25 protein-coding genes are annotated in these 25935 nt (G+C 69.6%); 20 read left to right on the forward strand and 5 right to left on the reverse strand.

Going from position 1 to position 25935, the window contains the following annotated elements; translation table 11 throughout:
* Positions 1–104: 104 nt before the first annotated feature.
* The 3 genes from C5E06_RS00490 to C5E06_RS00500 all read left to right on the forward strand — a co-directional run bounded on the left by C5E06_RS00490 (position 105) and on the right by C5E06_RS00500 (position 4328).
* Complete coding sequence (locus C5E06_RS00490) at positions 105–2276, forward strand: ATP-dependent Clp protease ATP-binding subunit (protein ID WP_104305643.1); 2172 nt, start codon at positions 105–107, stop codon at positions 2274–2276.
* A 230-nt stretch (positions 2277–2506) separates the two neighbouring features.
* A complete protein-coding gene (locus tag C5E06_RS00495; RefSeq protein ID WP_104305644.1) occupies positions 2507–3034 on the forward strand; it encodes a hypothetical protein in 528 nt (175 codons plus the stop codon).
* A gap of 103 nt (positions 3035–3137) precedes the next feature.
* Positions 3138–4328 carry a hypothetical protein gene (locus C5E06_RS00500; RefSeq protein WP_104305645.1) on the forward strand — a complete coding sequence of 397 codons (1191 nt, stop codon included), beginning with the start codon at positions 3138–3140 and terminating at the stop codon, positions 4326–4328.
* Between the two features lie 399 nt (positions 4329–4727).
* On the opposite strand, the gene C5E06_RS00505 is transcribed toward C5E06_RS00500, so the two are convergent.
* Complete coding sequence (locus tag C5E06_RS00505; RefSeq protein WP_104239745.1) at positions 4728–5837, reverse strand: alcohol dehydrogenase catalytic domain-containing protein; 1110 nt, start codon at positions 5835–5837, stop codon at positions 4728–4730.
* 57 nt (positions 5838–5894) lie between these two features.
* On the reverse strand, positions 5895–7061 hold the full coding sequence (locus C5E06_RS00510) for an acyl-CoA dehydrogenase family protein (protein ID WP_104239746.1): 1167 nt from the start codon (positions 7059–7061) through the stop codon (positions 5895–5897).
* Between the two features lie 214 nt (positions 7062–7275).
* Between C5E06_RS00510 and C5E06_RS00515 the strand changes: the two genes are divergently transcribed.
* The 9 genes from C5E06_RS00515 (at position 7276) to C5E06_RS00555 (ending at position 15816) form a co-directional block, all read left to right on the forward strand.
* A complete protein-coding gene (locus C5E06_RS00515; protein WP_104239747.1) occupies positions 7276–8094 on the forward strand; it encodes an N-acyl homoserine lactonase family protein in 819 nt (272 codons plus the stop codon).
* Positions 8091–8540 carry a zinc ribbon domain-containing protein gene (locus C5E06_RS00520; protein ID WP_181059705.1) on the forward strand — a complete coding sequence of 150 codons (450 nt, stop codon included), beginning with the start codon at positions 8091–8093 and terminating at the stop codon, positions 8538–8540. Before C5E06_RS00515 ends, C5E06_RS00520 begins: the two co-directional genes overlap by 4 nt.
* Complete coding sequence (locus tag C5E06_RS00525) at positions 8537–9667, forward strand: zinc-binding dehydrogenase (RefSeq protein ID WP_104305646.1); 1131 nt, start codon at positions 8537–8539, stop codon at positions 9665–9667. Before C5E06_RS00520 ends, C5E06_RS00525 begins: the two co-directional genes overlap by 4 nt.
* A gap of 91 nt (positions 9668–9758) precedes the next feature.
* Positions 9759–11204: an aldehyde dehydrogenase family protein gene (locus tag C5E06_RS00530; protein WP_104305647.1), complete on the forward strand. Its 1446-nt coding sequence runs from the start codon at positions 9759–9761 to the stop codon at positions 11202–11204.
* A gap of 8 nt (positions 11205–11212) precedes the next feature.
* Complete coding sequence (locus tag C5E06_RS00535) at positions 11213–11743, forward strand: MaoC family dehydratase (RefSeq protein WP_104305648.1); 531 nt, start codon at positions 11213–11215, stop codon at positions 11741–11743.
* Positions 11740–12579, forward strand: a complete 840-nt coding sequence (locus C5E06_RS00540; protein ID WP_104239752.1) for a CoA ester lyase — start codon at positions 11740–11742, stop codon at positions 12577–12579. Before C5E06_RS00535 ends, C5E06_RS00540 begins: the two co-directional genes overlap by 4 nt.
* Positions 12576–13727, forward strand: coding sequence for a CaiB/BaiF CoA-transferase family protein (locus C5E06_RS00545; RefSeq protein WP_104305649.1), 1152 nt, complete (start codon positions 12576–12578; stop codon positions 13725–13727). The genes C5E06_RS00540 and C5E06_RS00545 overlap by 4 nt, the downstream gene beginning before the upstream one ends.
* 1 nt (position 13728) lies before the next feature.
* Complete coding sequence (locus tag C5E06_RS00550; protein WP_104305650.1) at positions 13729–15102, forward strand: MmgE/PrpD family protein; 1374 nt, start codon at positions 13729–13731, stop codon at positions 15100–15102.
* Between the two features lie 9 nt (positions 15103–15111).
* Positions 15112–15816: a GntR family transcriptional regulator gene (locus C5E06_RS00555; RefSeq protein ID WP_104305651.1), complete on the forward strand. Its 705-nt coding sequence runs from the start codon at positions 15112–15114 to the stop codon at positions 15814–15816.
* A gap of 113 nt (positions 15817–15929) precedes the next feature.
* On the opposite strand, the gene C5E06_RS00560 is transcribed toward C5E06_RS00555, so the two are convergent.
* The 3 genes from C5E06_RS00560 to tkt all read right to left on the reverse strand — a co-directional run bounded on the left by C5E06_RS00560 (position 15930) and on the right by tkt (position 19679).
* A complete protein-coding gene (locus tag C5E06_RS00560; RefSeq protein WP_104305663.1) occupies positions 15930–16709 on the reverse strand; it encodes an isocitrate lyase/phosphoenolpyruvate mutase family protein in 780 nt (259 codons plus the stop codon).
* A gap of 156 nt (positions 16710–16865) precedes the next feature.
* Complete coding sequence (locus tag C5E06_RS00565) at positions 16866–17447, reverse strand: nitroreductase family protein (protein ID WP_104301009.1); 582 nt, start codon at positions 17445–17447, stop codon at positions 16866–16868.
* A gap of 165 nt (positions 17448–17612) precedes the next feature.
* On the reverse strand, positions 17613–19679 hold the full coding sequence (tkt, locus tag C5E06_RS00570; RefSeq protein ID WP_104305652.1) for a transketolase: 2067 nt from the start codon (positions 19677–19679) through the stop codon (positions 17613–17615).
* A 153-nt stretch (positions 19680–19832) separates the two neighbouring features.
* Between tkt and C5E06_RS00575 the strand changes: the two genes are divergently transcribed.
* The 8 genes from C5E06_RS00575 (at position 19833) to C5E06_RS00610 (ending at position 25895) form a co-directional block, all read left to right on the forward strand.
* Positions 19833–20588, forward strand: coding sequence for a GntR family transcriptional regulator (locus C5E06_RS00575; RefSeq protein ID WP_160070625.1), 756 nt, complete (start codon positions 19833–19835; stop codon positions 20586–20588).
* Positions 20589–20594: 6 nt separating this feature from the next.
* Entirely contained in the window at positions 20595–21044 is a 450-nt protein-coding gene (locus C5E06_RS00580; RefSeq protein ID WP_104305654.1) for a PTS sugar transporter subunit IIA, read from the forward strand.
* A complete protein-coding gene (locus C5E06_RS00585) occupies positions 21041–21331 on the forward strand; it encodes a PTS sugar transporter subunit IIB (RefSeq protein WP_104244953.1) in 291 nt (96 codons plus the stop codon). Before C5E06_RS00580 ends, C5E06_RS00585 begins: the two co-directional genes overlap by 4 nt.
* 73 nt (positions 21332–21404) lie before the next feature.
* Entirely contained in the window at positions 21405–22865 is a 1461-nt protein-coding gene (locus C5E06_RS00590) for a PTS ascorbate transporter subunit IIC (RefSeq protein WP_104244955.1), read from the forward strand.
* A 103-nt stretch (positions 22866–22968) separates the two neighbouring features.
* Positions 22969–23613, forward strand: coding sequence for an HAD-IA family hydrolase (locus C5E06_RS00595; protein WP_104305655.1), 645 nt, complete (start codon positions 22969–22971; stop codon positions 23611–23613).
* Between the two features lie 55 nt (positions 23614–23668).
* The gene (locus C5E06_RS00600) at positions 23669–24388 is read left to right on the forward strand and encodes an NUDIX domain-containing protein (protein WP_104305656.1); all 720 of its coding nucleotides are present in this window, start codon (positions 23669–23671) and stop codon (positions 24386–24388) included.
* Positions 24381–25274, forward strand: a complete 894-nt coding sequence (locus tag C5E06_RS00605; protein ID WP_258067452.1) for a dihydrodipicolinate synthase family protein — start codon at positions 24381–24383, stop codon at positions 25272–25274. The genes C5E06_RS00600 and C5E06_RS00605 overlap by 8 nt, the downstream gene beginning before the upstream one ends.
* A gap of 18 nt (positions 25275–25292) precedes the next feature.
* A complete protein-coding gene (locus C5E06_RS00610) occupies positions 25293–25895 on the forward strand; it encodes a 2'-5' RNA ligase family protein (RefSeq protein ID WP_104305657.1) in 603 nt (200 codons plus the stop codon).
* Positions 25896–25935: the final 40 nt, after the last annotated feature.

The raw sequence follows: 25935 nt of genomic DNA on the forward strand, positions 1-25935 counted from the left end.
CCCAGCTTTGGGTGGTGTTATTCCGTCTCGGAATCTAAACTTGAGCCATACCGACTCAACTCTTGATCCATCTGGGTCGGAAGCAACTTTGACGAAGGAGCCCCATGGCAAACATGCAAGGCGCTCAGGCACCAGACGAAGAGGCCAAGAGCGCACTCGAACAGTACGGAATCAACCTCACCGACATCGCCCGCTCGGGCAAGCTCGACCCGGTCATCGGCCGCGACTCCGAGATCCGACGCGTCAGCCAGGTGCTGACCCGGCGCACCAAGAACAACCCAGTGCTCATCGGCGAACCCGGCGTCGGGAAGACCTCGGTCGTCGAGGGCCTCGCCCAGCGCATCGTCGCCGGCGACGTCGCCGAATCCCTCAAGGACAAGGAGCTCGTCAGCCTCGACATGTCGGCGCTCATCGCGGGCGCCAAGTACCGCGGCGACTTCGAGGAGCGGCTCAAGGCCGTCCTCAAGGAGATCACCGAATCCGACGGGCGCATCATCACGTTCATCGACGAGCTCCACACCCTCATGGGTGCTGGCGGCGGAGAGTCGAGCATCTCGGCAGCGAACATGCTGAAGCCCATGCTCGCTCGTGGCGAGCTGCGCCTCATCGGCGCGACGACACTCGACGAGTACCGCCAGTTCATCGAATCGGATGCGGCGCTCGAGCGACGCTTCCAGCAGGTGTTCGTCGGCGAGCCAAGCGTCGAGGACTCGATCGCGATCCTCCGCGGTCTGAAGGAGCGGTACGAAGCGCACCACAAGGTGTCGATCGCCGACCAGGCGCTCGTCGCCGCAGCCGCGCTCTCGAACCGCTACATCACGGGCCGGAAGCTGCCAGACAAGGCGATCGACCTCATCGACGAGGCGGCCTCGCGCCTGCGGATGGAGATCGACTCCTCGCCGGTGGAGGTCGACACCCTCCAGCGGCAGGTCGACCGTCTCCGCCTCGAGGAGCTCGCGCTCAAGAAGGAGCACGACGACGCCTCGCGGCAGCGCCTCGCCACGCTCCGTGCCGACCTCGACACGAAGAATGCGCGCCTCGGTGAGCTGAAGGAGCGCTGGGGCATCGAGCGGGCATCCCTCAACCGCATCGGCGAGCTCCGCGAGGAGCTCGACAACATCCGCGTGCGCGCCGACCGCGCGCAGCGCGAGGGCAACCTCGAGCTCGCTTCCCGGCTGCTCTACGGGGAGCTCCCCGGCATCCAGAAGCAGCTGCACGAGGCTGAGGCCACGGAAGGCGGCGGGCCCAAGCTCGTCAACGACCACGTCACGGCCGAGGACATCGCGGGGGTAGTGGCCGCGTGGACCGGCATCCCCGTCGGCAGGCTGCTGCAGGGCGAGATGGAGAAGCTCCTCCACCTCGAGGCCGAACTCGGCAAGCGACTCGTCGGGCAGGAGAAGGCCGTGGCGACGGTCGCGGATGCGATCCGCCGCACGCGCGCGGGCATCGCAGACCCCGACCGCCCCACGGGCTCCTTCCTCTTCCTGGGCCCCACCGGAGTCGGGAAGACGGAGCTCGCGCGAGCGCTCGCCGAGCTGCTCTTCGACGACGAGAAGGCCATGATTCGCATCGACATGTCCGAGTACGGGGAGAAGCACTCCGTCGCCCGGCTCGTCGGCGCCCCTCCCGGATACGTCGGCTACGAGCAGGGCGGGCAGCTCACCGAGGCCGTCAGGCGCAGGCCGTACTCGGTCGTGCTGTTCGACGAGGTCGAGAAGGCGCATCCCGAGGTCTTCGACATCCTCCTGCAGGTGCTCGACGACGGGCGCCTCACCGACGGCCAGGGACGCACGGTCGACTTCCGCAACGTCATCCTGATCCTCACGTCGAACCTCGGCTCGCAGTACCTCATCGACCCGCTCCTCACCCCCGAGGATCGGGAGGAGAGCGTCATGGCGGCCGTCCGGCACTCGTTCAAGCCGGAGTTCGTGAACCGACTCGACGACATCGTCGTGTTCAGCGCCCTCTCGCAGGATGAGCTGGCGCAGATCGTGGCGCTCTACATCGAGCGGCTGCAGCGCAGGCTCGGCGAGCGTCGCCTCACGATCAAGGTCGACGACGACGCCAGGGCCTGGCTTGCCGAGCGAGGCTACGACCCCATCTACGGGGCCAGGCCGCTGCGTCGGCTCATGCAGCGCGAGATCGACGACCGCCTCGCGAGGGCACTCCTTGCGGGCACGGTCCGCGACGGCGACACGATCTCCGTCGTCGTGGCGAGCGACGGCGAGTCCCTCACCGTGCAGTCCACCACGCCGCACTCCGCGGCAATCGAGTAGGGCGCTGGCGCCTGGCGCCTGGCGCCTGCGTCAGTATCAGTGCCGGCGCCGATGACAGAAGCGTGAGCCAGATGCAGGTTCCAGTTCGCTGGAACCTGCATCTGGCTCACACTTGCGCCCGGGTGAGGGCCGCGTGAGGCGGGAGGGAGGCGCAGTCGGGAGGTCTCTGGTGGGTAACTCGGGCGCGTCGCTCGCCGCGCGCATCCGCAACCGCGCTTATCTTGAGCGGCATGGAGCACCTGCGCTGGATACTGCCACTCATCGCCGCGCCCGTCGTCGCCGTGCTCGGCATCGTCGGCGTCATCGCCCTCTCGCTGCGACGGCTCACGTCCACGCCCGTCGCGAGCGACGACGTCATGGTGCTGTTCGGGCGCGACGCCTACCAGTTCTTCCTCGGCACGCTCGTGCCGCTTGTCCTCCTCGCGTTCATCGTCGGTCTCATCGCCTACGCCGTGTACGCCGTCGGCACCACGTTCGGGTGGATCGCACTGCGCGAGACACCGCTCTTCGCGACCTGGACGCTGCCGCTGCTCTTCTCGCCGCCCATCGCCGTCGTCGTGTTCTTCGTCGTCGCCTTCATGCCGTTCGTGGCAGGACCGAGCGAGGCGCTCGTGCCCGTCGTGAGTGCACTCGGCGCCTTCCTCGTCTGCCTCGCGGTCGCGGGCGCGCTGTGGTTCCGCGGCACCCTCGGTGCCCGCGCAAGCAGGCGCGACGTCGCGGACGCGACCGCGACCGGCGAGGTGGGCGTCACCGCCTGACCCTCGTCCTCGATCCCGCACTCGGCCGGTGCGTTCGCTTCTGCGGCCTGGCGGGGGAGGACTGACCTGGCCGAACGTCGGTGGATCGTCGTACGTTGGCGTCATGACGACGAAACGGGGCTCACAGGTAGGCCGCTTCATCTGGCTCGGGCTGCTCGTCGCCCTGGTCGCATTCGGGCTCGGTGCTGCACCCCAGTCGCTCGAACGGCTCCACGTAGCGCAATCGGCGGACGAGCTCGCGTTCAGCTTCGCCACACTCGCGTACTTCCTGCTCCTGCCCGCCGCGCTGCTCGCCCTGGTGATCCTGTCGACGCACGTCGTCCGAGTCGACCTCCTGCGCGCCGTCGAACGACGCTGGGCCGCGCGGAAGCACGGTGAGGGTGGTGAGGCCGAGCGGTGGAAGCGGCGTGGGCGCTGGCTCGTGCCGCTGCTCGTCCTCGGGGCCGTGTTCGTGCTCATCGCGGCCATCGTCACCCCGGTGCTCTCCGGATTCGAGGGGGCTCCGTCAGCGGACGACGAGGTCGGCCGCTCCTTCACGGGACTCGGCCTCTCGCTGCTCTTCTGGGCCTGCATGCTCTTCGCTGTCCTCCTCCTCTTGGGCCTTGGCCGCGCGGCGCTCCGAGGGGCCGCCGTGAATCGCCGTGAGAGCAGGCACCGCCGCGGCAAGTACACGAGCCGAGAGCGCGAGCGGCTCGACGCGCAGCGTTACTCCCACGACCGGCTCACGGCTGCGCTTCGCTTCCGGGATGAGCTGCTCGAGCAGCGCATCCCGCAGACCGTCGAAGTGTGGGACTTCCGCGCTTCACCTGACGAGGTGTTCTTCCAGGATGCGCCAGCGACCTACGCCCGCTACTACGGGCGAGACGTCAGCTACTCCACCACCTCCGGCTTCTTCTTCGGCAGCCCGGCCTTCGTCGCGGCCGGGCTTGCAGTGAATGCGCTCGGCAACGCATCCGCCCGGTCGAGCGCTGAGCGAGAAGCCGCGGAGCAGTGGCGAGAGTGGCAGACGGCGAGGGTCCTGGTCTCGAACCAGCGACTGATCTGCTTCGCGGGCGGGCGGTGGCTGTCGTTCTGGTACTCGGGGGTCGTCGCGAGCTACCCGTCGTTGCGCGAGCGGTCGCTGGTGCTGCAGTTCGAGGGGGCGGAGCCCTTGATGCTCGTCGGCGATCACGTGCCGGTCGCGATCATGATGGCGACGTACTCGATGCACGGGGTCCGTGGGCTTGCGGGGCACCCCGACCTCGTGGCCGCCGCGGAAGCTCTCCAGCCCGCGTCCGCGCCCGCGCCCGAGTGACGCGTAACCCCGCGGTCCGCCGTCCGGGCCCGCGTCCGAGTGACGCGTAACTCCTCGGGCCACCGCCCGCCGCCCGGCACCCGGCGCTCGCGTCCCCCTGAACGCCGAGGGCTGAGTTGTGGTCGTCAACCTTGAGGGTTGACGACCACAAGTCAGCTCTGCGTTTCGCGGGGGCCTTCGGCATCCGGGTTGGGGTCGCGCGGATTCCGTGGGTGCTGGAGGGCAGCGTGCTGTCCGAGGTCCGAGGTCCGAGGTCCGAGGCCCGAGGCCCGAGGCGCGGGGCGCGAGGCGCGCGGTGGCCCGGAAGTCGAGAGCTGAGTTGTGGTCGTCAACCTTGAGGGTTGACGACCACAAGTCAGCTCTGGGGCTCGCCCCGGTCGGAGCCCGGCGGCGATCGCTCTACTCGTCGAAGATGATGACCTGTCGCACGGCCTGCCCGTCGGCGAGCTTGTCGAGGGAATCGTTGATCTCCGACAGCCGGATGCGTCCCGAGATGAGCTCCTCGACGGGCAGCTTCCCGTCGCGCCAGAGTTGCGCGTAGACGGGAATGTCGCGAGCCGGGACTGCCGATCCCAGGTAGGAGCCCACGATGGTCCGTGCCTCCCCGGTGAGCCCGAGCGGAGCGATCGATGAACGCGCATCCGGTGAGGGCAGGCCGACCGTGACCGTCGTGCCGCCGACGCCGGTAGCGGCGACTGCGGTCTCGAAGGCGCGCGGATGGCCAGCCGCCTCGATGACGATGGGGGCCTTCACGCCGTTCTCGGCGAGTTCCGCTGGCGTGTAGACCTCGCTCGCGCCAAGCTCCAGGGCTCGGGTGAGCTTCTCGGGGTTCGCGTCCACGCCGATGACCTTGCCCTTCTCCAGCGAGACGGCCGTGAGGAGCGCCGCCATCCCGACGCCGCCCAGGCCGACGATCATCACGGTGTCGCCGTCCTGCGGCTTGCCCGCGTTGATGACGGCGCCGCCACCGGTGAGCACCGCGCAGCCGAGCACGGCGGCGATCTCCGGGGGCACGTCGTGCCCGATGGGCACCACCGACTGGCGGTTGAGCACCGCGTGCGTCGCGAATCCGGAGACGCCGACGTGGTGGAAGATGTCCTTCCCGTCGCGGTGCAGCCGGAAGTGCTCGCCGACCAGGTAGCCGGCGTTATTGGCCACGCTGCCGGGAGTGCACGGCAGCTTCCCGTCGGTCTTGCAGTTGTCGCACTCACCGCAGCGGGGGAGGAAAACCGTCGTCACCTGCTCGCCGATCTCGAGGTCGGTGACGTTCGAACCCACCTTCTCCACGATCCCCGAAGCCTCATGGCCGAGCAGCATGGGCGTCGGCCGTACCCGGTTCCCGTCGACGACGGACAGGTCGGAGTGGCAGAGCCCTGCCGCCCTGATGCGGATCAGGACCTCGTCGGGTCCCGGATCGTCGAGTTCCAGCTCGACGACCTTCAACGGCTTCGACTCCGAGTACGGCCGCGGCAGGCCGATCTCCTCGAGGACTGCTCCCTGGATGTTCATGTTGACTCCTTCGTCGATACATGCGGTGGATGCTGCGGCCCGGGGGGTGGGCCCCGTTCAGTACGATTTCGGCAGCCCGAGCACCTTCGTGGCGACGAAGCTGCGGACCAGGTTGTTGTTGATGGGTGCGACGGAGAACATCCGAGTCTCCCGGAACTTGCGTTCGACGTCGTATTCGTCGACGAATCCGTAGCCGCCGTGCGTGTCGAGGCACATGTTGGCGGCCGCCCAGGACGCTTCGGAGCTGAGCAGCTTCGCCATGTTCGCCTCCGCGCCGGCGGGCTCACCCGCATCGAAGCGCGCGGTCGCCTCGTCCCGCATGAGCTCGGCCGCGCGAACCTTCATGTAGGCGTCGGCGATGGGGAACTGGACGCCCTGGTTGGTTCCGATGGCGCGTCCGAACACGTGGCGGGACTTGGCGTAGGAGACGGCGCGCTCGATGAACCAGTAGCCGTCGCCGATGGCTTCGGAGGCGAGCAGGATGCGCTCGGCGTTCCAGCCGTCGAGCACGTGCCGGAAGCCGTTGCCGACTCGTCCGATGACCGCGTCGGCGGGCACGCGGACGCTTCGGTAGGTGACCTGGTTGGTGGCGTAGTTGAACATGGTGCGCACCGGGGTGACGAGCAGGGCATCCGGCTGCTGTGCGCGGATCTCGCGAAGGTCGAGCAGGAACAGCGTGAGGCCGTCCGTGGTTCCCTTCGGGGTCTCGGAGGTGCGCGTGAGCACGAGTGCGAGGTCGGACTCCTCGAACCGGCTCGTCCAGGTCTTGTGGCCGTCGATCACATAGCTGTCGCCGTCGGGCGTCGCGGTGGTCGTGATGGCGAGGGTGTCCGAGCCGGCGTCCTCGGTGATCGAGAACGCCTGGAGGCGGATGCTGCCGTCCGCGATGCCGGGGAGGTAGCGGTCCTTCTGCGCGTCGGTGCCGTGCCGCAGCAGTGCGGCCATCGTGTACATCTGCGCGTGGCAGGCGGCGGAGTGTCCTCCGGAGCGGTTGATCGCCTCCATGACTCCCGTGGCGGCGTCGATGCCGTAGCCGCCACCGCCGTACTCGCGGGGGATCATGACCGAGAGGAGGCCGGCAGCTCCCATGGCGTCCACGAATTCCTGCGGATAGCGGCGCTCGCGGTCGGTCTCACGCCAGTAGGTGTCGTCGAATTCGTCGCAGACCGCTTCAGTGCGCGCACGCAGGGCTGTTCTGTCGTCGCTGGCAGTCCGGCTTGTCACAGCGGCTCTCCTTCGATCAGGGGCGGCACTCGCGACAGGGCGACAGGCCGTCAAATATTTTTAGGATATTCGCCAACATAGCAAGGCTGAGAGCTGGCTACAAGGTATTGACCCCTTGAATATATTCGCTTACGGTAATCGGGAAGCGCTCCTCACGCTCGCCACCCAGAGCCCGAGCGCCTTCCCCCGCTGGGCCAATCAAAGGAGATGGCAAGTGACGAACGACATCAAGCTCCACATCCTGGAGTCAGGAACCATGGAAGCCGACCTCACCTGGCTGCTGCTCAAGCCAGGCAGGGTCATCAAGACCCGCGACCACCGCCACGACGAACGCGCATGGGGTCAGGTGCCGACGCACGCCGTGCTCATCGACCACCCGGACGGGCGCATCCTGTGGGACACCGGCGTCCCACGCAACTGGGCTGAGCACTGGGCTCCGACCGGCTTCGACGAGTTCTTCCCCGTCATCGACGACCCACAGGCAGACACCGGCTACCTCGACTCCAGCCTCAAGCAGCTCGAGCTCACCCCGGACGACATCGACATCCTCGTGCTCTCGCACCTGCACTTCGACCACGCCGCCAACGCCAGGATGTTCGACAACGGCAAGACCCGCATCGTCACGAGCCAGGCCGAGCTCGACGGAGTCGCCACCATCACCGGGTACAACCAGGGCGCGCACATCCCCGACGACTTCAAGGGCCTCAACATCGGCGGCATCGCCGGTGACGACGAGATCCTGCCGGGCGTCAGCGTCATCCAGACGCCGGGCCACACGTGGGGAACCATGTCGCTCAAGGTCGACCTGCCCAACGACGGCACGAAGATCTTCACCTCCGACGCCGTCTACCTCGCCGACTCCTGGGGGCCGCCCGCGGTCGGCGCGGCCATCGTGTGGAACAACCTCGCGTGGCTCGAGTCGGTCGAGAAGCTCCGCCGCATCGCCCAGGAGACCGACGCCCAGGTGATCTTCGGCCACGACGAAGAGCAGAAGAAGGAGCTCACCTTCGCGCCGAACGGGTTCTACTCATGATCCTCTACGACTTCCGCTGCCAGGAAGGGCATCGCTTCGAGGCCGGCATCGAGTCAATGCTTGCCGACAACCCCGCCTGCCCCGGATGCGGGACGGCGACCAGCCGTGTCCCCTCCGCGGTGCGGATCGGGGGCGCCGCCGACGCAGGACCCAGCCGCGCCGAGATGCCGCACAGCTGGCAGGGCATCGATCGCGGCCGCCCCGAAGCGGTCGCCCACTGGCGCTCCAAGATCGAGAAGCGCGAGAAGCTCGAGGCCAAGTACCCGGAGCTCGCCGGTGACCGGCGCCCGATCCTCGCCCACGAGGGGATCTTCCAGGGGCGCCCGCTGCGTGCGGGCGACGACATCGGCGCATCGGTCGCCTCCGCGACGGCCGCCGCAGCTCGCGCAACGGAATCGCAAGCCTCGACGGCGAACACAACCACCAGGAGAGGGGCCGGAGCATGACTGCGACAGCTTCCACGCACGCCCAGACCGATGCGCAGCAGGCGCACGGCACGACGACGATCCTCGACGACATCGACCGCACCGCGTCCCGGTCCTACGAGGTGCCCTCCCCCGTGCCGGGCGGGGTCGTGCTGTCCATGATCCGCGCCAACGTGTGCGGCTCCGATGTGCACATCCTGCACGGCAGCCACCCGCTGGTTCGACCCGGCTGCGTCATGGGACACGAGGGCGTCGGCCGAGTCGCCGCGCTCGGAGACGGCGTCACGACCGACTTCGCAGGGGCGCCGCTCGCCGTGGGAGACAGAGTCGTGGCCACGTACTTCCAAGCCTGCCGCCGCTGTCCCGAGTGCAACAACGGGCACGGCAACATCTGCCGCAACGCCTACACGGGATGGTCGAAGCAGGCCGACGAGGCCCCGCACTTCTTCGGCACGTTCGGCACGCACTATGCGGTGGGCCCGAACCAGGCCGTGTACAAGGTGCCGGACGGTGTCACCTCGAAGGCTGCCTCCTCGGCCAACTGCGCCCTGTCGCAGGTCTACTACGGGTGCCTCCTCGGGGAGGTCTCCTACGGGGACAAGGTCGTCATCTTCGGCGCCGGCGGGCTCGGTGTCTGCGCCTCCGCCGTCGCCTCGGTGCTTGGGGCGGAGGTCTACGTGGCGGAGATGACGCCGAGCCGCCTCGAGAAGGTCAAGGACTTCGGCGCCCACCACACGATCGATCTCTCGCAGGCCGCTGACGGCGCGGCACGCGTGCAGCTCGTCCGCGACGCGACGGGCGGGGGCGGTGACGTCGTGATCGACCTCACCGGCGTGCCGTCCGCGTTCTCGGAGTCGGTGCGGTCGGCGAGATCCGGCGGCATCGTCGTCGAGATCGGCAACATCTCTCCGAACAAGTTCACGGACTTCGACCCTGGCCTCTTCACCCGGACCGGCGTGCAGATCCGCGCCGCCATCCGCTACCCGCTCGAGGTGCTGGGCAAGGCCGTGCGCTTCATCGAGGCGACGCCGCAGTTCCCGTGGGAGTCGCTCGTGGACGCCGACTACACCCTCGATCAGGTGCCAGAGGCCCTCGCCGCCGCAGAGGCGCGGCAGGTGACCCGCGCCGGCATCGTCATCGACGACTGATCACCGGCGACACCACGTCGACATCCGCCGACGACCAGCAGAGATTTTTGGCCAGCAGAGATTCCAGGCCAGCAGAGATTCCAGGAGAGACATGTCCCAATCAGTGCACACCGCGTCGGGAGCTGCCACGACGACGGCCTACATCGGCGGCGAGCGCGTGGCCGCTGAGCGCAGCTACGAGAACATCGACCCGGCGACAGGGGAGGTGCTCGGCCTCACCGCGCGATGCGATGCCTCCCACGTGGATGCCGCGGTCGCAGCCGCCCGGGCCGCGCAACCCGGATGGGCCGCCACCAAGCCGGAGGTGCGCGCCGACCTGCTGCAGGCGCTCGCGGCGGCCATCATCGCGAACCGCGAGGAGCTCACGCTGCTCGAATCGCAGGACACGGGCAAGCCGCTCACCCAGGCGCGAACGGATGCGACGGTCGCTGCTCGGTACTTCACCTTCTACGGCAGGGCCATCGACTCCTACTACGGCCTGTCCTTGCCCGTCGATCCGGCGTTCCACGTGTACACGCGGCGGGAGGCGCTCGGCGTCTGCGGCAGCGTCATCGCCTGGAACTACCCCATGCAGCTCTTCGGCCGGGCCGTCGCGCCCGCCCTGGCCACGGGCAACACCGTGGTGCTGAAGCCGGCCGACGAGACGCCCCGCACCGCGGTGCGCATCGCGGAGCTCGCGGTCGAGGTCGGCATCCCCGCCGGGGTGCTGAACATCGTCACCGGCATCGGGGTCGAGGTCGGTGCCGCGCTCGCCGAGCATCCGGGCATCGACCACATCGGCTTCGTCGGCTCGACTGCGGTCGGCACGTCGATCGCGACCGCGGCCGCGCAGAACGTGATCCCGGCGGTGCTCGAGCTCGGGGGAAAGAGCCCCCACGTCGTGTTCCCCGACGCCGACCTCGATGAGGCGACGATGTTCATCACGAAGGGCATCCTGCAGAACGCGGGTCAGACCTGCTCGGCGGGCTCACGACTCATCGTCCACGAGGATGTCGCCGACGAGCTTCTCGCGAAGCTGAAGACCTCCTTCGAGCGGGTGACCATCGGCCCGGGCTCCGACGACCGCGACCTCGGCCCGCTCGTGTCCGTCAAGCAGCAGGACCGGGTACGCGGCCTCGTCGACGGCGCCGACGGCCGCGTCATCACCGGCGGGCACGTGCCAGACGGGCACGGGGCCGGCGCCTTCTTCGCCCCGACGCTCATCGCCGACGTCGACCCGAGCTCCGAGATCGCGCAGAAGGAGGTCTTCGGCCCCGTGCTGGTCGCCACGACCTTCGCCGACGAGGACGAGGCGGTCCGCATCGCCAACGGAACCGACTACGCGCTCATGGCGGCGATCTGGACCCGCGACATCTCCAGGGCACACCGCCTCGCCGCGCGCGTCGAGGCCGGGCAGGTATACGTCAACGCCTACGGGGCGGGCGGCGGCGTCGAGTACCCGTTCGGCGGCTTCAAGAAGTCCGGCTACGGCAGAGAGAAGGGCGTCGAGTCGCTCGACGCGTACACCGAGACCAAGACCGTCATCGTCAAACTGTAGGGAGCATCATGACGCAGATCGTCGAAGGATGGACGGGGCGGGTCTTCGAGGACTTCACCCCGGGAGACCTCTACTACCACCCGTTCTCCAAGACCGTCACCGAGGACGACAACATGACGTCGACCCTCATGACGCAGAACGTCGCGAAGGTGCACGTCGACGCGCGCCTCACGGAGAGCACCGAGTTCCGGCGCATCCTCGTGAACTCCTGCTTCACGCTCTCCCTCGTCACCGGGCAGTCGACGATCGATCTGTCCATGAACGTCTTCGCGAACCTCGGCTGGGACGAGGTCCGGCTCCCGCATCCGGTCTTCGTGGGAGACACGATCTCGTCGCGTTCCAAGGTGCTCTCGCTCCGGGAGTCTCGCTCGCGCCCCTCGGTCGGCATCGTCGAGGTCGCGACCGAGGGGTACAACCAGGAGGGCGTCGTCGTCATCAGCTTCCGACGCACGTTCATGGTCTCGAGACGCGGGTTCCTGCCCGTCTCCCCGACGCCACGCCCCGACGAGTCGTCGCTGCCCGACGCGGTCGAGCGATGAGCGCCCTCGCGGCAGCGCAGACGCTGCTCTTCGTCCCGGGGGATCGGCCCGACCGCTTCTCGAAGGCGCTGGATTCCGGGGCCAACCTGGTGATCCTCGACCTCGAGGATGCGGTCGCGGCCGACAACCGGGAACGGGCGCGGACCGCCATCCGCGATCTGCTGGCCACGGCCGCACCCGGTCGTGTGCTCGTGCGGGTCAACCCGGCGGACACGGGCGACAGCGCGCCCGACCTCGCGCTGCTGGAGGACGTGTCCGCCAGGTCGCCCGGCGCCCTCGCTGGCGTCGCCGTGCCGAAGGCCGAGTCGCGGGCCTACCTCCGGCAGGTGAGCGACGCCTCGGGTGGCGCGCCGCTCCTCGCGCTCGTAGAGACCGTGCGCGGCCTTCGCGTGGCGGAGACGCTCGTCACCCGCGGCCCGGGTGAGCCCGAGCTCGACGTGCGCCTCGCCTTCGGGGCGCTCGACTTCGCGGTCGATGCGGGCGGCGACGCGGACTCGCTGCTCGATGCGGCACGCGTCGAGCTGGTCCTCGTCTCGCGCCTCACCGGGGCACCAGCCCCAGTCGAATCCCCGAGCGCCAGCATCCGCGACGTCGCGGCCGTCGAGTCCGCCGCCACGCACGCCGTCGCCCTCGGCTTCGGCGGCATGCTCGCCATCCACCCCGCCCAGCTGCCCGCCATCGCCTCGGCGTTCCGGCCGACCGACGCCCAGATCGACTGGGCCCGCCGCGTGGTCGGCGCAGGCTCCGGCGCCGTGCAGGTCGACGGGGCCATGGTCGACGCACCCGTGCTGCGGCGAGCGCGGCGCCTGCTCGCCGCGCTCGGGGAAGCATCATGAACGGCAGGCCGCTCGACGGCATCACCGTGCTCAGCGTCGAGCAGGCGGTCGCCGCACCCTTCGCGACGCGACAGCTCGCCGACCTCGGCGCCCGCGTCATCAAGATCGAGCGTGCAGGTGGCGACTTCGCGCGCCGCTACGACTCCACCGTGCACGGCACATCGAGCTTCTTCGCCTGGCTCAACCGCGGCAAGGAATCGGTCGTGCTCGACCTCAAGGACGAGGCGGACGCCGAGCTGTTCCGCAGCATCGCCGCGACCGCCGACGTCGTCGTGCAGAACCTCGCACCAGGCGCGCTCGACCGCCTCGGCCTCGGCTACGACGCACTCGCGGCAGGCAACCCCCGACTCATCTACGCCGAGATCTCCGGATACGGCACGGGCGGCAGCTACACGCGCAAGAAGGCCTACGACCTCCTCGTGCAGTGTGAAGCCGGCCTCCTCTCGGTGACCGGCACCCCGGAGCAGCCGTCGAAGGTCGGGGCCTCCGTCGCCGACATCGCGGCGGGCATGTACGTGTACTCCGGTGTGCTCGCCGCGCTCATCCAGCGCGGACGGACCGGCGTCGGCGACCGCATCGAGGTCTCCATGCTCGAGGCGCTCGGCGAATGGATGCAGCAGCCCTACCTGTTCGCCGAGTACGGCGGCCACCCGCCCCAGCGGCACGGTGCATCCCACGCCACCATCGCCCCATACGGCCCGTTCGAAGCCTCCGACGGGACCGTGTTCATCGGCATCCAGAACGAGACGGAGTTCGCGGGCTTCTGCCGCGACGTCCTGGGGGCGGCGGAGCTCGCCGACGACCCGAGGTTCAGCCTCAACGAGCATCGGGTCGCGAACCGGGACGCGCTCAGCGAGCTCATCGGAGCGGCGATCGCCGAGACCCCGAGCGCTGAGGTGATCAGACGCCTCGACTCCCTGGCGATCGCCAACGCGCGTATGCGGACGATGGCGGAGTTCTCCGCGCATCCGCAGCTCGCGGAGCGAGACAGGTGGGTCGAGGTCGAGACCCCTGGGGGGTCAGCCCGCTCGCTCCTTCCCCCCGTGACGGCCGGCTCCTACCGGCCGGCGATGAAGCCAGTGCCCGACACGGGCGAGCACACCGACCGCGTCCGGCGCGAATTCGCCGCCACCGAAGAACGGAACTGACATGTCACTCGCTCGCAGCTACGCGCAGCATGCCCTCGGCCCCGTTGACCTCGACGGGGAGCGCTCCGCGTGGATGCGCGCGCTGCTCTTCGACGCCCTCGCCGTGACGCTCGGAGGCAGCGGACGCGAGTCGGCCCGAGCTGCACGCGACGCCTACGCAGGGCTCGCCACGGACGTCGCGCCGTCGTCTGTGCTCGGGGCTGCGATCCGGCTGTCCGCTGAGGATGCGGCGCTGGTCAACGGCATCACCGCCCACGGGCTGGAGCTCGACGACACCTTCGAGGAAGCGTCACTGCATCCCGCCGTTGTGCTGTTCCCGGCCCTCTTCGCCGCGGCGGAAGAGCACGGGGCGAGCTACGGTGCCCTCCTCGATGCCGCGGTCGTCGGGTACGACGTGATGTGCGACATCGGGGTCGTCCTCGGAGCCGCCGAGAGCTACGGCCGCGGCTTCCACCCGACCGGAGTCGCAGGCGCCATCGGAGCCGCCGCAGCCGTCTCCCGCCTCCTGGGCTTCGACGAGTCGCAGACGGTCGACGCCATCGGCCTCGCCTCGAACCTCGCGGCGGGCTCGCTCGAGTTCCTCTCCGACGGCGCCTGGACGAAGCGCCTCAACGCGGGTCACGCCGCGGCCGTCGGAATCCGCGCGACCCGGCTCGCCGCCGTAGGCTTCGTCGCGCCGGCCGCGGCCCTCGAAGGACGCGACGGGTTCCTCGCGAACTACGGCGACGGCTTCCACCCCGATCGTGTGCGCACCATCACGCCAGGCGAATACGCCTGGCGGACGAGCATCAAGCTCTACCCCTGCTGCCGCTACATGCACGGCAACATCGACCTGCTCCTCGACGTCGCCTCGCAGCGGCCAGGCCTGTCCGCGGACGACGTCGACGACGTCGAGGTGGCCGTCATCGAAGCGGGCGCGCGCCTCGTCAGCGTGCCAGCAGACGCGAAGCTGCGCGTCGAATCGGCCGTGGATGCGCAGTTCAACATGCCGTTCGGCGCAGCGCTCGCGCTCACCACCGGCACCGCGACCGTCGACCAGTTCGACCGGGCAGCGGAGCTCGCGGACGAGCTGCTCCCGCTCATGAGGAAGGTGAGATGTGTGACCTCGCCTGCGGTCGAAGCGGCGTTCCCGGCAGACTGGACCGCCGAAGTGCGGGTCACCTTCACGGACGGCACCGTGCACGAGGCTTCGACGAGCGCCTACCGCGGCTCGCCCGGCGCACGCGCCTCCCGACAGGACCTGCACGCCAAGGCGAGGGGGCTCGTCGGCGAGACGTGCGCGAACGCGCTCTGGGCGCTCGTGGAACGCGACCGCACCGCATCCGTCGCGGAGCTCATGGAAGCCATGCCGCGGCCCGAATTGCCCGCTCAGTAAGATGTCCCCGTGCCGCTCCCACCCGACGAACGCCTCGAAGACGCAGCCCGTCGCTACGGCAGCATGCGCTCGTTCGCGGCCGAGTACCTCCGAGAGCGCATCATCTCTGGGGTGCTCCTGCCCGGGGAATCCCTGCAGATCGACGAGATCGCGCAGCGGCTGAAGGTGTCGGCGACTCCGGTTCGCGAGGCGCTGCAGTCGCTCCGCGTGGAGGGCTTCGTCGACGGCGTGCGCGGCCAGGGGTTCCGCGTGCACCCGATCACGGCTGCGGACATCGAAGACGTCTTCCTCGTGCACGCCAACGTGGCCGGAGAGCTCGCCGCGCGTGCCGCGCGCAGCATCTCCGATGAGCAGCTGCGAGTGCTCGAGGCCCTGCACTACGAGCTGCTCGCCGCGGCCGTGCGCGGGGACGTCGAAGCGCTCGAGGCCCGCAACAACGAGTTCCACCACCTGCTCAACCACATCGTGGATGCTCCGAGGCTCCGCTGGCTCGTCGCCCTCTTCTCGAAGTACGTGCCCCGCAACTTCTACGCGCAGATCGAGGGGTGGCCCGAGGCGACCCGTGCGGACCACACGCAGATCATCGACGCCATCAAGGCCAGGAACGCGGAGGCGGCGAGGCATGCCGCGAGCGAGCACATCATCCACTCCGGGGAGCTGCTGGCCGCGCACTTCAGGTCTGCGACGGCCTCGGCTTCTCTCCCCGAAACCTGATCCCCCCCCCGCCCCCAGACGACGAAAGCGGACTTGTGGTCGTCAACCGTGAGGGTTGACGACCACAAGTCCGCTCTGCATCTCGCCCCGCTCGGGGGCGTGGATGCTCGTGCCTAGTTGAGTGCCGGGGTGTCGGTCGGAATGACCCCGTTGCCGTACAGGTCGATGGCGAGGTCGCGCAGCGCGCGCAGGGCGACCCGCTGCGTGAGCGGTCCGTAGGAGACGCGGGCGACGCCCAGCTCCTGGAACTCGGCGGCGGTGAGCGCGCCGGGGAGGCCGATGACGGACAGCTTGCCGGCGCCGAGGCCCTCCACGAGCGGCTCCACCGTCTCGCGCGTGACCGCGCCGGGGACGAAGACGAGGGACGCACCCGCGTCGAGGAACGCGCGACCGCGCGCGATGGCGTCGTCGATGCTCTCCGAGATGGGGCGCTCGCCGCCGCGCGCGATGGCGTCGGTGCGGGCGTTGAGCTGGAAGTTGACGCCCTCGGCTTCAGCGGCGCGGATGATCGCGGCGACGCGGGCGACGGACTCGTCGAACGGCCGCAGGCGGTCCTCGACGTTCGCGCCGACGATGCCGAGGCCGATCGCGCGACGGATGGTCTCCGCCGGGTCGTCGTAGCCGTCGTCGAGGTCTGCCGTGACGGGCAGGTCCACCGCATCCACGATGACCTTCGCCCCTGCGAGTGCGACGTCGAGCGACATGCCGCCGTCCGGGTAGCCGTAGGAGGCCGCGATCGAGTGGCCCGCGGTCGCGATGGCTTGCGTCTCCGGAAGGGCCGCGACCGTCTGGGCGCTGATCGCGTCCCACACGTTCACGACTCGGAGGATCTCCGGGGCCTGGTGAAGTTCGGCCAAACGGTTGGCGCGGTCGGCGGTGCTGACATGTGTCATCGTGCTGTCCTCTGCTTCTGCTGTCATGAAGTGGGGTCCTGCGGTGTCGGGGCTCGGTGCCCGGAACCGGCGGTGGGGACTTCCGCCGTCAACGTGTATACGCCACGCGGCTGGGGCGAGCCGGGATGCGGCGTCGCCCGCTGCGATCCGCCGCTCTCAGCGCTCGATCTGGGCGAAGTCGCTGAGCTCGCGGCGCGAGCGGGGCGAGCTGTCGCGCGCACGGATCTCCTCGCTCACGGCGTCGGAGTCGTCGTGCTGGCCGACGGCGATGACCGTGATCGGGGTGCGGCCCGCAGGCAGCTCGAGGGCCTCGGCGAGGGCATCCACGTGGATGCCACCCAGCTGGTGCGTGTGGAGGCCGCGCGACTGCGCCTCGATCGAGAGGTGTGCGGCGACCTGGCCGGCGTCGTATTCGGCCCAGCGCAGGGGCTTGCCGTCGCGTTCGTGCTCGACGGTGACCGCGATGAGCACGGAGGCCCGGTCGGCCCAGGCGAGGTTGAACTCCATGAGCGTGCCGTAGATCTTGTCGAACGTCGCCGTGCCGCGGACTCCGGCGACGAGCGTCGTGGGCTGCGTGTTGCTCGCCGACGGAGCCCAGCGTCCCGCCTCGAAGATGGCCGTGAGGTCCTCATCCGCGATGGCGTGGTTCGCGTCGAAGCCGCGGGGGCTCCAGCGGTCGGAGAGGGCATCGAGGATGGGGACGGAGGTCTCGTTGCGGACGGTCAGCTGCTCGGTCATGGGTCTCCGTTCGATGCGCGATGCGCGGGGTCTGTGGGGCGTGGTCGTTGCCACCCGAAGGTCAACAACCGCTTGTACCTGCAAGCTATTCCTGCGACCTGTGACCGCCGGGTTACATGACGCCGCGTTGCACCGACGAGGCTCGTCGGTGCAACGCGGGGAGCCTCACGCAGAGCGGCTGATCGTCGCCCGCACCGCCTCGACGACTCGCTCGGTGGTCATGCCTCGGGCTGCAAGCGCCTGGTCAGCGGGCGCCGAGAGGCCGAACTCGTCGATGCCGACGATCTCGCCGTGCACGCCGGCGAGGTCGTGCCAGCCGAACGAGGTCGCAGCCTCGACGACCACGCGGGCCGTGAGCTCGCTCGGGATGACGGCCTCGCGGTAGTCGGCGTCCTGGGCCGCGAACCACTCGCGGCTCGGCATGGAGACGACCCGGACGAGCACGCCATCGGCGGCGAGACGCTCCGCGGCCTCGAGCGCGAGTGCCACCTCGCTGCCCGTCGCGATGACGATTGCTGCGGGCGACTCGACATCCGAGACGACGTACCCGCCGCGGGGGACACCCGCGCGGACCGCGTCGGCCGGCAGGTCGAGGACCGGCACCCCCTGGCGACCGAGCACGAGCCCGCTCGGCCGTTCGCTGCGAACGATGGCGCTCCAGGCGGCCACGGTCTCGTTCGCGTCCGCGGGACGCACGACCGTGAAGCCGGGGATGGCGCGCAGGCTCGCGAGGTGCTCGATGGGCTGGTGCGTCGGCCCGTCCTGGCCGAGTGCGACCGAGTCGTGGGACCACACGTAGGTCACCGGCACCCCCATGAGCGAGGCCAGGCGGATGGAGGGGCGCTGGTAGTCGCTGAAGACGAGGAACGTGCCGGCGAAGACGCGCCAGCCGCCGGAGAGGGCGATGCCGTTCATGGCGGCGGCCATCGCGTGCTCCCTGACTCCCCAGTGGATGTTGCGGCCGGCGTAGGAGCCGAGCTCGGTGGACGCCGGAAGGAACGAGCCACCGTCGTGGATGGCCGTGCGGTTCGGTTCCGCGAGGTCCGCCGAGCCGCCCCAGAGCGAAGGAGTCGCTGCGGCGAGGGCCTGGATGGCGGCTCCGGACGCGTCTCGAGTGGACACGCTCGTGCCGACCTCGAACGAGGGCAGCAGGCTGTCCAGGTCGGTGGGCAGGTCGCGGGAGGCGAAGGCTGCGTGCGCGGCGGCGAGCTCCGGCCTGCCCGCCCGCCACGCTGCGGCGTCGTCATCCCAGCGCGCGTGGAGCTCGGCGCCGCGGTCGCCGGCCTTCCTCGCGGTGCGCAGGACATCGTCGGCGATCTCGAACGGCCCCGTCGTGACACCGAGCACCTCCCGGAGAGCGGATGCCTCGACGGCACCCAGCGGTGCGCCGTGCGAGGCCGCGGTGCCGACGGCACCGGGGGAGGGGAACGCGATCTGCGACTTCACGATCACGAGGCGCGGCTTCCCGGCGGGGCCGGGGGTGCTGAGGTGCGCATCCACTGCGGCGGTGTCGACCTCGCCGTCGGCCCGGAGCTCGACCTCGTCGACGTGCCACCCCTGGGCGCGGAAGCGGTCGGCGGTTCGTTCGCTGCTCGTCAGGCGGGTGTCGCCCTCGATCTGGATGTCGTTGTCGTCGTAGACCACGGTGAGGTTGTCGAGGCCGAGGCGGCCGGCGAGTGCGCCGGCTTCGTAGGAGATGCCCTCCTGCAGGTCGCCGTCGGAGGCCAGCACCCAGACGCGGCGGTCGAAGATCGACTCGCCAGCGTCCGCATCGGCGTCGAAGAGCGCGCGCTCGTGCGCGAACCCCATGGCCATGCCGACGGCCGTGCCGAGGCCCTGGCCGAGCGGTCCCGTGGTCGTCTCGACGCCTGCCGTGTGCCCGTATTCGGGGTGTCCCGGGGTGCGGGAGTCGAGGGTGCGGAACGCGCGGATGTCGTCGAGCGTGACGTCGTAGCCGGTCAGGTGCAGCTGCGTGTAGAGGAGGATGCTGGCGTGTCCGCAGGAGAGGACGAAGCGGTCGCGCCCGGCCCACTCGGGGTCACGCGGGTCGTGGCGGATGTGCTTCTGGAAGAGCAGCGTCGCAAGCGGTGCGAGCGCGATCGCGGCGCCCGGGTGGCCGGATTTCGCCTGCTCGACGGCGTCGAGCGAGAGCAGTCGCGCGGCGATGACGACGTCGGCGTCGAGGTCGTTGTCGAGGGTCGCGTCGGGGGAGGGCTCCGTGATGAGTGTCATGGAGTGATTATGTCGTCATAATGACTTGGGAAGCAAGCCATGAGATGCCCGGAAAATCAGGGGTCGCTGTTCGGCGTTGCGCTCGGTCGAGCTTCGTGTCATCATGACGACATAACGAATGCAGTTGGCACGGATGAGCGCGAGGAGGCGATCATGGAGGCAAACGCCGGCACCAGCAAGTACCTGGCGGTGCGCAAGAGCCTGCTCGAGCGGGTATCGACGATGGAGATCGGCGAACGGCTCCCGGCCGAGCCGACACTGTGCGCCGAGTTCGAGGTGAGCCGCATCACGCTCCGGCACGCCGTCGACGGGCTCGTCCAGGATGGCAGGCTCACGCGAGAGCACGGACGAGGGACCTTCGTCTCCGAACCGCAGGCCGGCGTCCACTACCCCGAGCGATTCGCCGACGAGGTCACCGGCTTCCACCGTCAGCAGACCTCGGCAGGTCACACCGTCAAGACGCGTGTGCTCCGGCAGGGCCTCGCGCCGGCATCCGAGAGCATCGCGAAGCTCCTCGGCATCGACTTCGCCGCAACCGTCGTCGAACTCGTCCGCCTGCGCTACGTGAACGACCAGCTGCACCAGTACGTCGTCACGTACCTGCCCTACGAGCGCTTCCCCGACGCGCAGACCGCCGACTTCTCCGAGGCGTCCCTCTACGCGTACCTGAACGAGCGCTACGGCGTGACCCTGCACCGCAACGACCTCGTCGTCACCGTCGAGGAGGCGACTCCCGAGATCGCCCTCAACCTCGACATCCCCGTCGGGATGCGGCTCCTCGGGATCTCATCGACCGTGTTCGACGCCGACGGCAGGGCCGTTGCAGAAGGCACGGCCTGGCATACGCCGGAGAACAGCGAGATCTCACTGAGCCTGCGCTCGAGCGGCGCACCTTCACAGGAGGACTGACCGAACATGATCGACCATCTGAGCCCCGAGAACATCCGCTTCGCCGACCACGTCGAAGGGTGGCGCGACGCGATCGAACTCGTCAGCGAACCCCTCCTCGAATCGGCCGCGATCACACGGCAGTACGTGGATGCGATGCTCGCGTCCATCGCGGCAGGCGGCACCTACATCGACCTCGGCTACGGCATCGCCCTGGCGCACTCGCGCCCCGAGCACGGCGTGCTCGACACGGGCCTCTCGGCCCTCTGGGTTCGCCCCGCCGTGCTGCTCAACGACGAACCCGCGCATCCCATAACGCTCTTCTTCTGCCTCGCGGCGACCGACTCATCGAGTCACCTCGCCACCATGGCCAAGCTCGGAGAGCTCCTCACCGACGACGCAGCCCGCAACTCCCTGCTCGCTGCGACAACGACCGCCGAAGTCATGGCGGTCCTGAACGCAGGAGAACATCAATGACGAAATTCCTCGCAGTCTGCAGCTCGGGCCTCGGCAGCAGCTTCATGGTCCACCTCAACATCGAGAAGGTCCTCAAGGAGCTCGGCGTCACCGACGTGACCGTCGACCACGCCGACCTCGGCTCCGTGAGCCGCGGTGACGCCGACACCATCTTCGTCGGACGCGACATCGCGGAAGCAGCCCAGGACCTCGGCGACGTCGTCGCCCTCGACAGCATCATCGACCTGAACGAGCTGCGCGCCAAGGTCGGCGAGGCGCTCAGCCGCAACGGCATCGCGACCGCGTAGCCGGTCCCCTCCTTCTCCCCAACTTCCGGAGCGCTCTCCCGCGTCTTCGGCTCCATCGAAAGGACAGCATCCGATGGATGCAGTACTCGATGTCTTCTTGGACATCTTCACCCAGCCGGCCGTCATCGTCGCGCTCATCGCCCTGATCGGGCTCGCGGTCCAGGGCAAGGGCTTCAGCGACGTGCTGAAGGGCACGGTCCGCACGCTCGTCGGCTTCCTCGTGCTCGCGGCCGGCGCCGGCGTCGTCGTCGGGTCCCTCGACCCGTTCGGCGTGATGTTCCAGGCCGCCTTCGACGTGCAGGGCGTCGTGCCCAACAACGAGGCCATCGTCGCGCAGGTGCTGCTCGACTACGGTGCCGCGGCCGCGCTCATCTTCTTCTTCGGCATGGTCGTCAACATCTTCCTCGCCGCGACGACGCGCTTCAAGTACGTCTACCTCTCGGGGCACGTGGCGTTCTACATCGCGGCGATGTTCGCCGTCATCTTCGGCGCGGCCGGATTCGAGCCGTGGGCCGTCATCCTCTGGGGCTCGATCGCCCAGGGCATCTACATGGTCGTGTCGCCGGCGCTCGTGCAGCCGTTCATGCGCAAGGTCACCGGCACCGACGACGTCGCCCTCGGCCACACGGGAGGCACCGGCATCGCGCTGAGCGGCCTCGTGGCCCTCGCGACCCGCGGCAAGGGAACCTCCAAGTCCACGGAGGACCTGAACTTCCCGAAGGGCCTCGGCTTCCTCCGCGACACCACGGTCATCGTCGCCATCTCGATGGCGATCATCTACGTCATCGTCGGCCTCTTCGCGGGCGCCGACTACATCGAGACCGAGCTGTCCGACGGCCAGAACTTCATCGTCTTCCTGCTCCTGCAGGCCGCGACGTTCTCGGCGGGCGTGTTCATCATCCTCGCCGGTGTCCGCGTCGTGCTGGCCGAGATCGTCCCCGCCTTCAAGGGCATCTCCGAGAAGCTCGTCAAGAACGCGAAGCCGGCGCTCGACGTGCCGATCGTCTTCACCTTCGCACCGAACGCCGTGCTCATCGGCTTCCTCTCGAGCTTCGTCGGCGGCATCGTCGCCATGCTCGCCATGGTCGGCATGGGAACGACGATCATCGTCCCCGGCGTCGTCGCGCACTTCATGACCGGCGCGGCATCCGGTGTCATCGGCAACGCCGCTGGCGGACGCCGTGGCGCAGTGCTCGGCGCTTTCGCGAACGGTATCGCGATCTCATTCCTGCCGCTGCTCCTGCTGCCGGTGCTCGGCGAGGTCGGCCTCGCGAACTCGACGTTCTCGGACGCCGACTACGGGGTCTTCGGTCTGCTGCTCGGCGGCCTCTCCATCGCCGGCGGCCAGATCGCCATCGTCGTGGGTCTCTTCGTCGCACTCGCCATCCTCTACACGCTCACCCTCGTGCTCGGTCGCCGCGACCGCGCGAAGCTGCGCGCCGAGGTCGCAGACATCGACGAGTCGGCGCAGCTCGGTTCGACCACGGCCTCGGCCGGAGCGTCCACCTCGACGGGTTCAGGCTCCCGCCGCTAAGGCAGCGCAACGCACGCGAGCAGGGCGGGAGCACACGCTCCCGCCCTGCTCGCGTCGCCGCCGGCCCCGCACCACGCTTCCTCCAGCTCTCGAAAGGGCACAGATGACCTCCACCGTCCACCCCGTCGCCGGGTTCCTGTTCGACTGCGACGGCGTCCTCGTCGACTCGCTCGAAGCCGCCGCGGTCGCCTGGGACGCGTGGGCTGAGACCCACGCGCCCGGCTACGACTTCCGCACGCAGGTCGAGCACGGCGTGCGCGCCGCGGACACCGTTGCGCAGCTGGTGTCGCCGGACTCCTTCGCCGGGGCCTTCGCCGCCCTCGAGGCCGCGGAGATCGCGGGGGCGGATGCGACGCTCGCCATCCCCGGCTCCATCGACCTCACGACGAGCATCCCCGACGCCAGCTTCGCCGTCGTCACCTCCGGTACCCGACCCCTCGCGGAGGCGAGACTGCTCGCAGCCGGCCACCGCGTCCCGACCGCGCTCGTGACCGCCGAGAGCGTCACGAAGGGCAAGCCGGACGCCGAACCCTACCGGCGAGGAGCCGAGCTGCTCGGGCTCGACCCGGCCGACTGCGTCGCGCTCGAGGATGCCCCGGCGGGCGTGGAAGCGGCTCGAGCCGCGGGAGTCGGGTTCATCATCGGCGTCGGCGACCACCTCGAAGGTGCCATCGTCGACGCGCACGTTCTCGACCTCCGCGCGCTGAGCTACGAGGATGGCCGCCTGACGATCGTGGACGCGCTCTAGAAGTTCCCACGCCGCCTGTCTTGCTCTCGCTGGGCGCATGAAGCATCGTTAGGCCATGTCGTCTCACGAGCACGCACTCACCCACGGTCACCTCGGCGTCGACGTGCCCGACAGTCGTGGCCGCACCGGCCTCGACCGGGCCGGTCGCGAGCTGACCCGCAACCCGAACGTCGAGATCGAGAACGTCGAGGTCACCTCCGACGGGTGGCACGTGCTGCGGCGCACCACGTTCCGCTACCGCGGACGCGACGGCGAGTGGGCGACGCAGCAGCGCGAGACCTACGACCGCGGCAACGGCGCCACGATCCTCCTCTACGACCTCGAGAGCCGGAAAGTGCTGCTCGGCCGCCAGTTCCGCTACCCCGTCTACGTCAACGGGCACCCCGACGGCATGCTGCTCGAGACCGCGGCCGGCCTCCTCGACGGAGACTCGCCGGAAGACGCCATCCGCCGTGAAGCCGAGGAGGAGCTCGGCGTCGTCGTCGGCGAGGTGACGCCCGTCTTCGAGCTGTTCATGAGCCCGGGTTCCGTGACCGAGAGCATCCACTTCTTCGCGGCCCCCTGGTCGGCGGGCGCCCCGGTCACCGGTGGCGGCGGCGTCGAGGAGGAGGGCGAGGAGATCGAATCCGTCGCGCTCGACTTCGATGAGGCGCTTCGCATGGTCGCCAGCGGTGAGATCCAGGACGCCAAGACCGTGCTCCTCCTGCAATGGGCCGCCCTGAACCTGCCCTGGCCCGCCACGAACACCGACGCGCAAGGGGGAGCCCATGTCTGATTCGCTGTTCGAGGGTGTCAGCGCCTTCCCCCTCACACCCGTCACATCTACGGGCATCGATGCAGCCAGCTATGCGGCGCTCGTCGAACGGCTCCAGTCGGCCGGCGTCGACTCCATCAGCGCCCTCGGCTCGACCGGCAGCTACGCCTACCTCGACCTCGCCGAACGGGCAGCCGTCGCGAAGCTCACCGTCCAGCACGCTGGCGCCGTGCCCGTCATCGTCGGCATCGGCGCCCTCCGCACCCGCGACGTGCTCGAGAACCTGCGCTCCGCGGAGGACGCAGGGGCCTCGGCGGTCCTGCTCGCCCCCGTCTCCTACCAGCCCCTCACCGAAGACGAGGTGTACGGGCTGTACGAGGACGTTGCGGCCACCTCGGGCATCCCGATCATCGTCTACGACAACCCGACCACCACCGGGATCGTCGTGAGCGACGCCCTGCACGCGCGCATCGCCGGCCTCGACCTCGTGCGATCCATCAAGATCCCGCCGGCCTCCCTCGACGTCGCCCAGGTGAGCGCCCGCGTCACCGCCCTCCGTGACGAGGTCGGCTCGCCCATCTCCGTCGGCATCAGCGGAGACCCGTACGCGGCCGCCGGGCTGCTCGGCGGCTGCGACGTCTGGTACTCGGTGCTCGCGGGAGTCCTGCCCGAGCCCTGCCTCGCCATCACGCGAGCCGCCCTCGGCGGGGAAGCGGAACTCGCGATGAGCCTCTCCGCGCGGCTCGACCCGCTGTGGGAGCTGTTCCGCGCGCACGGCAGCTACCGGGTCGCATCCGCCATCGCCGCCCAGCTCGGTCTCGTGCCGACCGTGAACCTCCCGCGGCCAGTCCACGAGCTCGACGCCGCGGGGCAACGAGCCGTCGCCGGCGCACTCCGCGCTCTCTGAGGTGCTGGAGCGTGGGCCGTGAGTGACATCGTCAGCCTGGAGCTACTCTTCGACACCGCTGCGGAGACGCAGATCCGGGAGGAGTGGCGGCTGCTGCAGGAGCTGGGCGTGTCCAGCATGGGCGCGCACACCGGGGCGAGCAACCGTCCGCACCTGTCCTTGCTCGTTCGCAGCGCCTCGCCAGATGAGGCGTGGGGCGAAGGGGAGGGTACCGAGGCGGCCTCTGGTCAGGGTGATCCTGGCGGGCCGCCGCTGCTCGACGTCGATGCCGTCCGGGACGCAGCAGCCAGGCTGCCGATCGCCCTCACGCTCGGCGGTCCGCAGCTGTTCACGTCCGGAACGCGCGCCGTCCTGGCCCGAAGCGTCGTGCCATCCGCCGGCCTGCTCGAGTTCCACGCCGAGCTGCACGCGCGTGCGGGCGACGCGGAGGTCGCAGTCGACCTGCCGCACACGGCGCCCGGGAGCTGGACGCCGCACGTGACGCTCGCCCGGCGCCTGAGGCTCGCCGACCTGGAGCGGGCGGTGTCCGCGCTCGAGCTGGCGCCGCTGCCCGCACTCGCCACCGAGCTTCGGCTCTGGGATGCGCGCGTCGGTACCGTCCAGCTGCTGGGCGGCTCCTGACCCCCTCGCCCCGCCCTTGCCCCCTCTCTCCGCGCCGCAC

Origin of the sequence: Pseudoclavibacter sp. RFBI5 (genome assembly GCF_002931395.1) — a bacterium.
Taxonomy (GTDB): domain Bacteria; phylum Actinomycetota; class Actinomycetes; order Actinomycetales; family Microbacteriaceae; genus Pseudoclavibacter.

Bases quoted from the DNA above. Each gene is read 5' to 3' on its own strand.
- C5E06_RS00545 (WP_104305649.1), top strand. From the start codon at position 12,576: ATGAACGGCAGGCCGCTCGACGGCATCACCGTGCTCAGCGTCGAGCAG.
- tkt (WP_104305652.1), bottom strand. From the start codon at position 19,679: ATGACACTCATCACGGAGCCCTCCCCCGACGCGACCCTCGACAACGAC.
- C5E06_RS00565 (WP_104301009.1), bottom strand. From the start codon at position 17,447: ATGACCGAGCAGCTGACCGTCCGCAACGAGACCTCCGTCCCCATCCTC.
- C5E06_RS00530 (WP_104305647.1), top strand. From the start codon at position 9,759: ATGTCCCAATCAGTGCACACCGCGTCGGGAGCTGCCACGACGACGGCC.
- C5E06_RS00540 (WP_104239752.1), top strand. From the start codon at position 11,740: ATGAGCGCCCTCGCGGCAGCGCAGACGCTGCTCTTCGTCCCGGGGGAT.
- C5E06_RS00525 (WP_104305646.1), top strand. From the start codon at position 8,537: ATGACTGCGACAGCTTCCACGCACGCCCAGACCGATGCGCAGCAGGCG.
- C5E06_RS00580 (WP_104305654.1), top strand. From the start codon at position 20,595: ATGATCGACCATCTGAGCCCCGAGAACATCCGCTTCGCCGACCACGTC.
- C5E06_RS00560 (WP_104305663.1), bottom strand. From the start codon at position 16,709: ATGACACATGTCAGCACCGCCGACCGCGCCAACCGTTTGGCCGAACTT.
- C5E06_RS00500 (WP_104305645.1), top strand. From the start codon at position 3,138: ATGACGACGAAACGGGGCTCACAGGTAGGCCGCTTCATCTGGCTCGGG.
- C5E06_RS00550 (WP_104305650.1), top strand. From the start codon at position 13,729: ATGTCACTCGCTCGCAGCTACGCGCAGCATGCCCTCGGCCCCGTTGAC.
- C5E06_RS00575 (WP_160070625.1), top strand. From the start codon at position 19,833: ATGGAGGCAAACGCCGGCACCAGCAAGTACCTGGCGGTGCGCAAGAGC.
- C5E06_RS00535 (WP_104305648.1), top strand. From the start codon at position 11,213: ATGACGCAGATCGTCGAAGGATGGACGGGGCGGGTCTTCGAGGACTTC.
- C5E06_RS00590 (WP_104244955.1), top strand. From the start codon at position 21,405: ATGGATGCAGTACTCGATGTCTTCTTGGACATCTTCACCCAGCCGGCC.
- C5E06_RS00605 (WP_258067452.1), top strand. From the start codon at position 24,381: ATGTCTGATTCGCTGTTCGAGGGTGTCAGCGCCTTCCCCCTCACACCC.
- C5E06_RS00600 (WP_104305656.1), top strand. From the start codon at position 23,669: ATGTCGTCTCACGAGCACGCACTCACCCACGGTCACCTCGGCGTCGAC.
- C5E06_RS00595 (WP_104305655.1), top strand. From the start codon at position 22,969: ATGACCTCCACCGTCCACCCCGTCGCCGGGTTCCTGTTCGACTGCGAC.
- C5E06_RS00495 (WP_104305644.1), top strand. From the start codon at position 2,507: ATGGAGCACCTGCGCTGGATACTGCCACTCATCGCCGCGCCCGTCGTC.
- C5E06_RS00520 (WP_181059705.1), top strand. From the start codon at position 8,091: ATGATCCTCTACGACTTCCGCTGCCAGGAAGGGCATCGCTTCGAGGCC.
- C5E06_RS00585 (WP_104244953.1), top strand. From the start codon at position 21,041: ATGACGAAATTCCTCGCAGTCTGCAGCTCGGGCCTCGGCAGCAGCTTC.
- C5E06_RS00490 (WP_104305643.1), top strand. From the start codon at position 105: ATGGCAAACATGCAAGGCGCTCAGGCACCAGACGAAGAGGCCAAGAGC.
- C5E06_RS00505 (WP_104239745.1), bottom strand. From the start codon at position 5,837: ATGAACATCCAGGGAGCAGTCCTCGAGGAGATCGGCCTGCCGCGGCCG.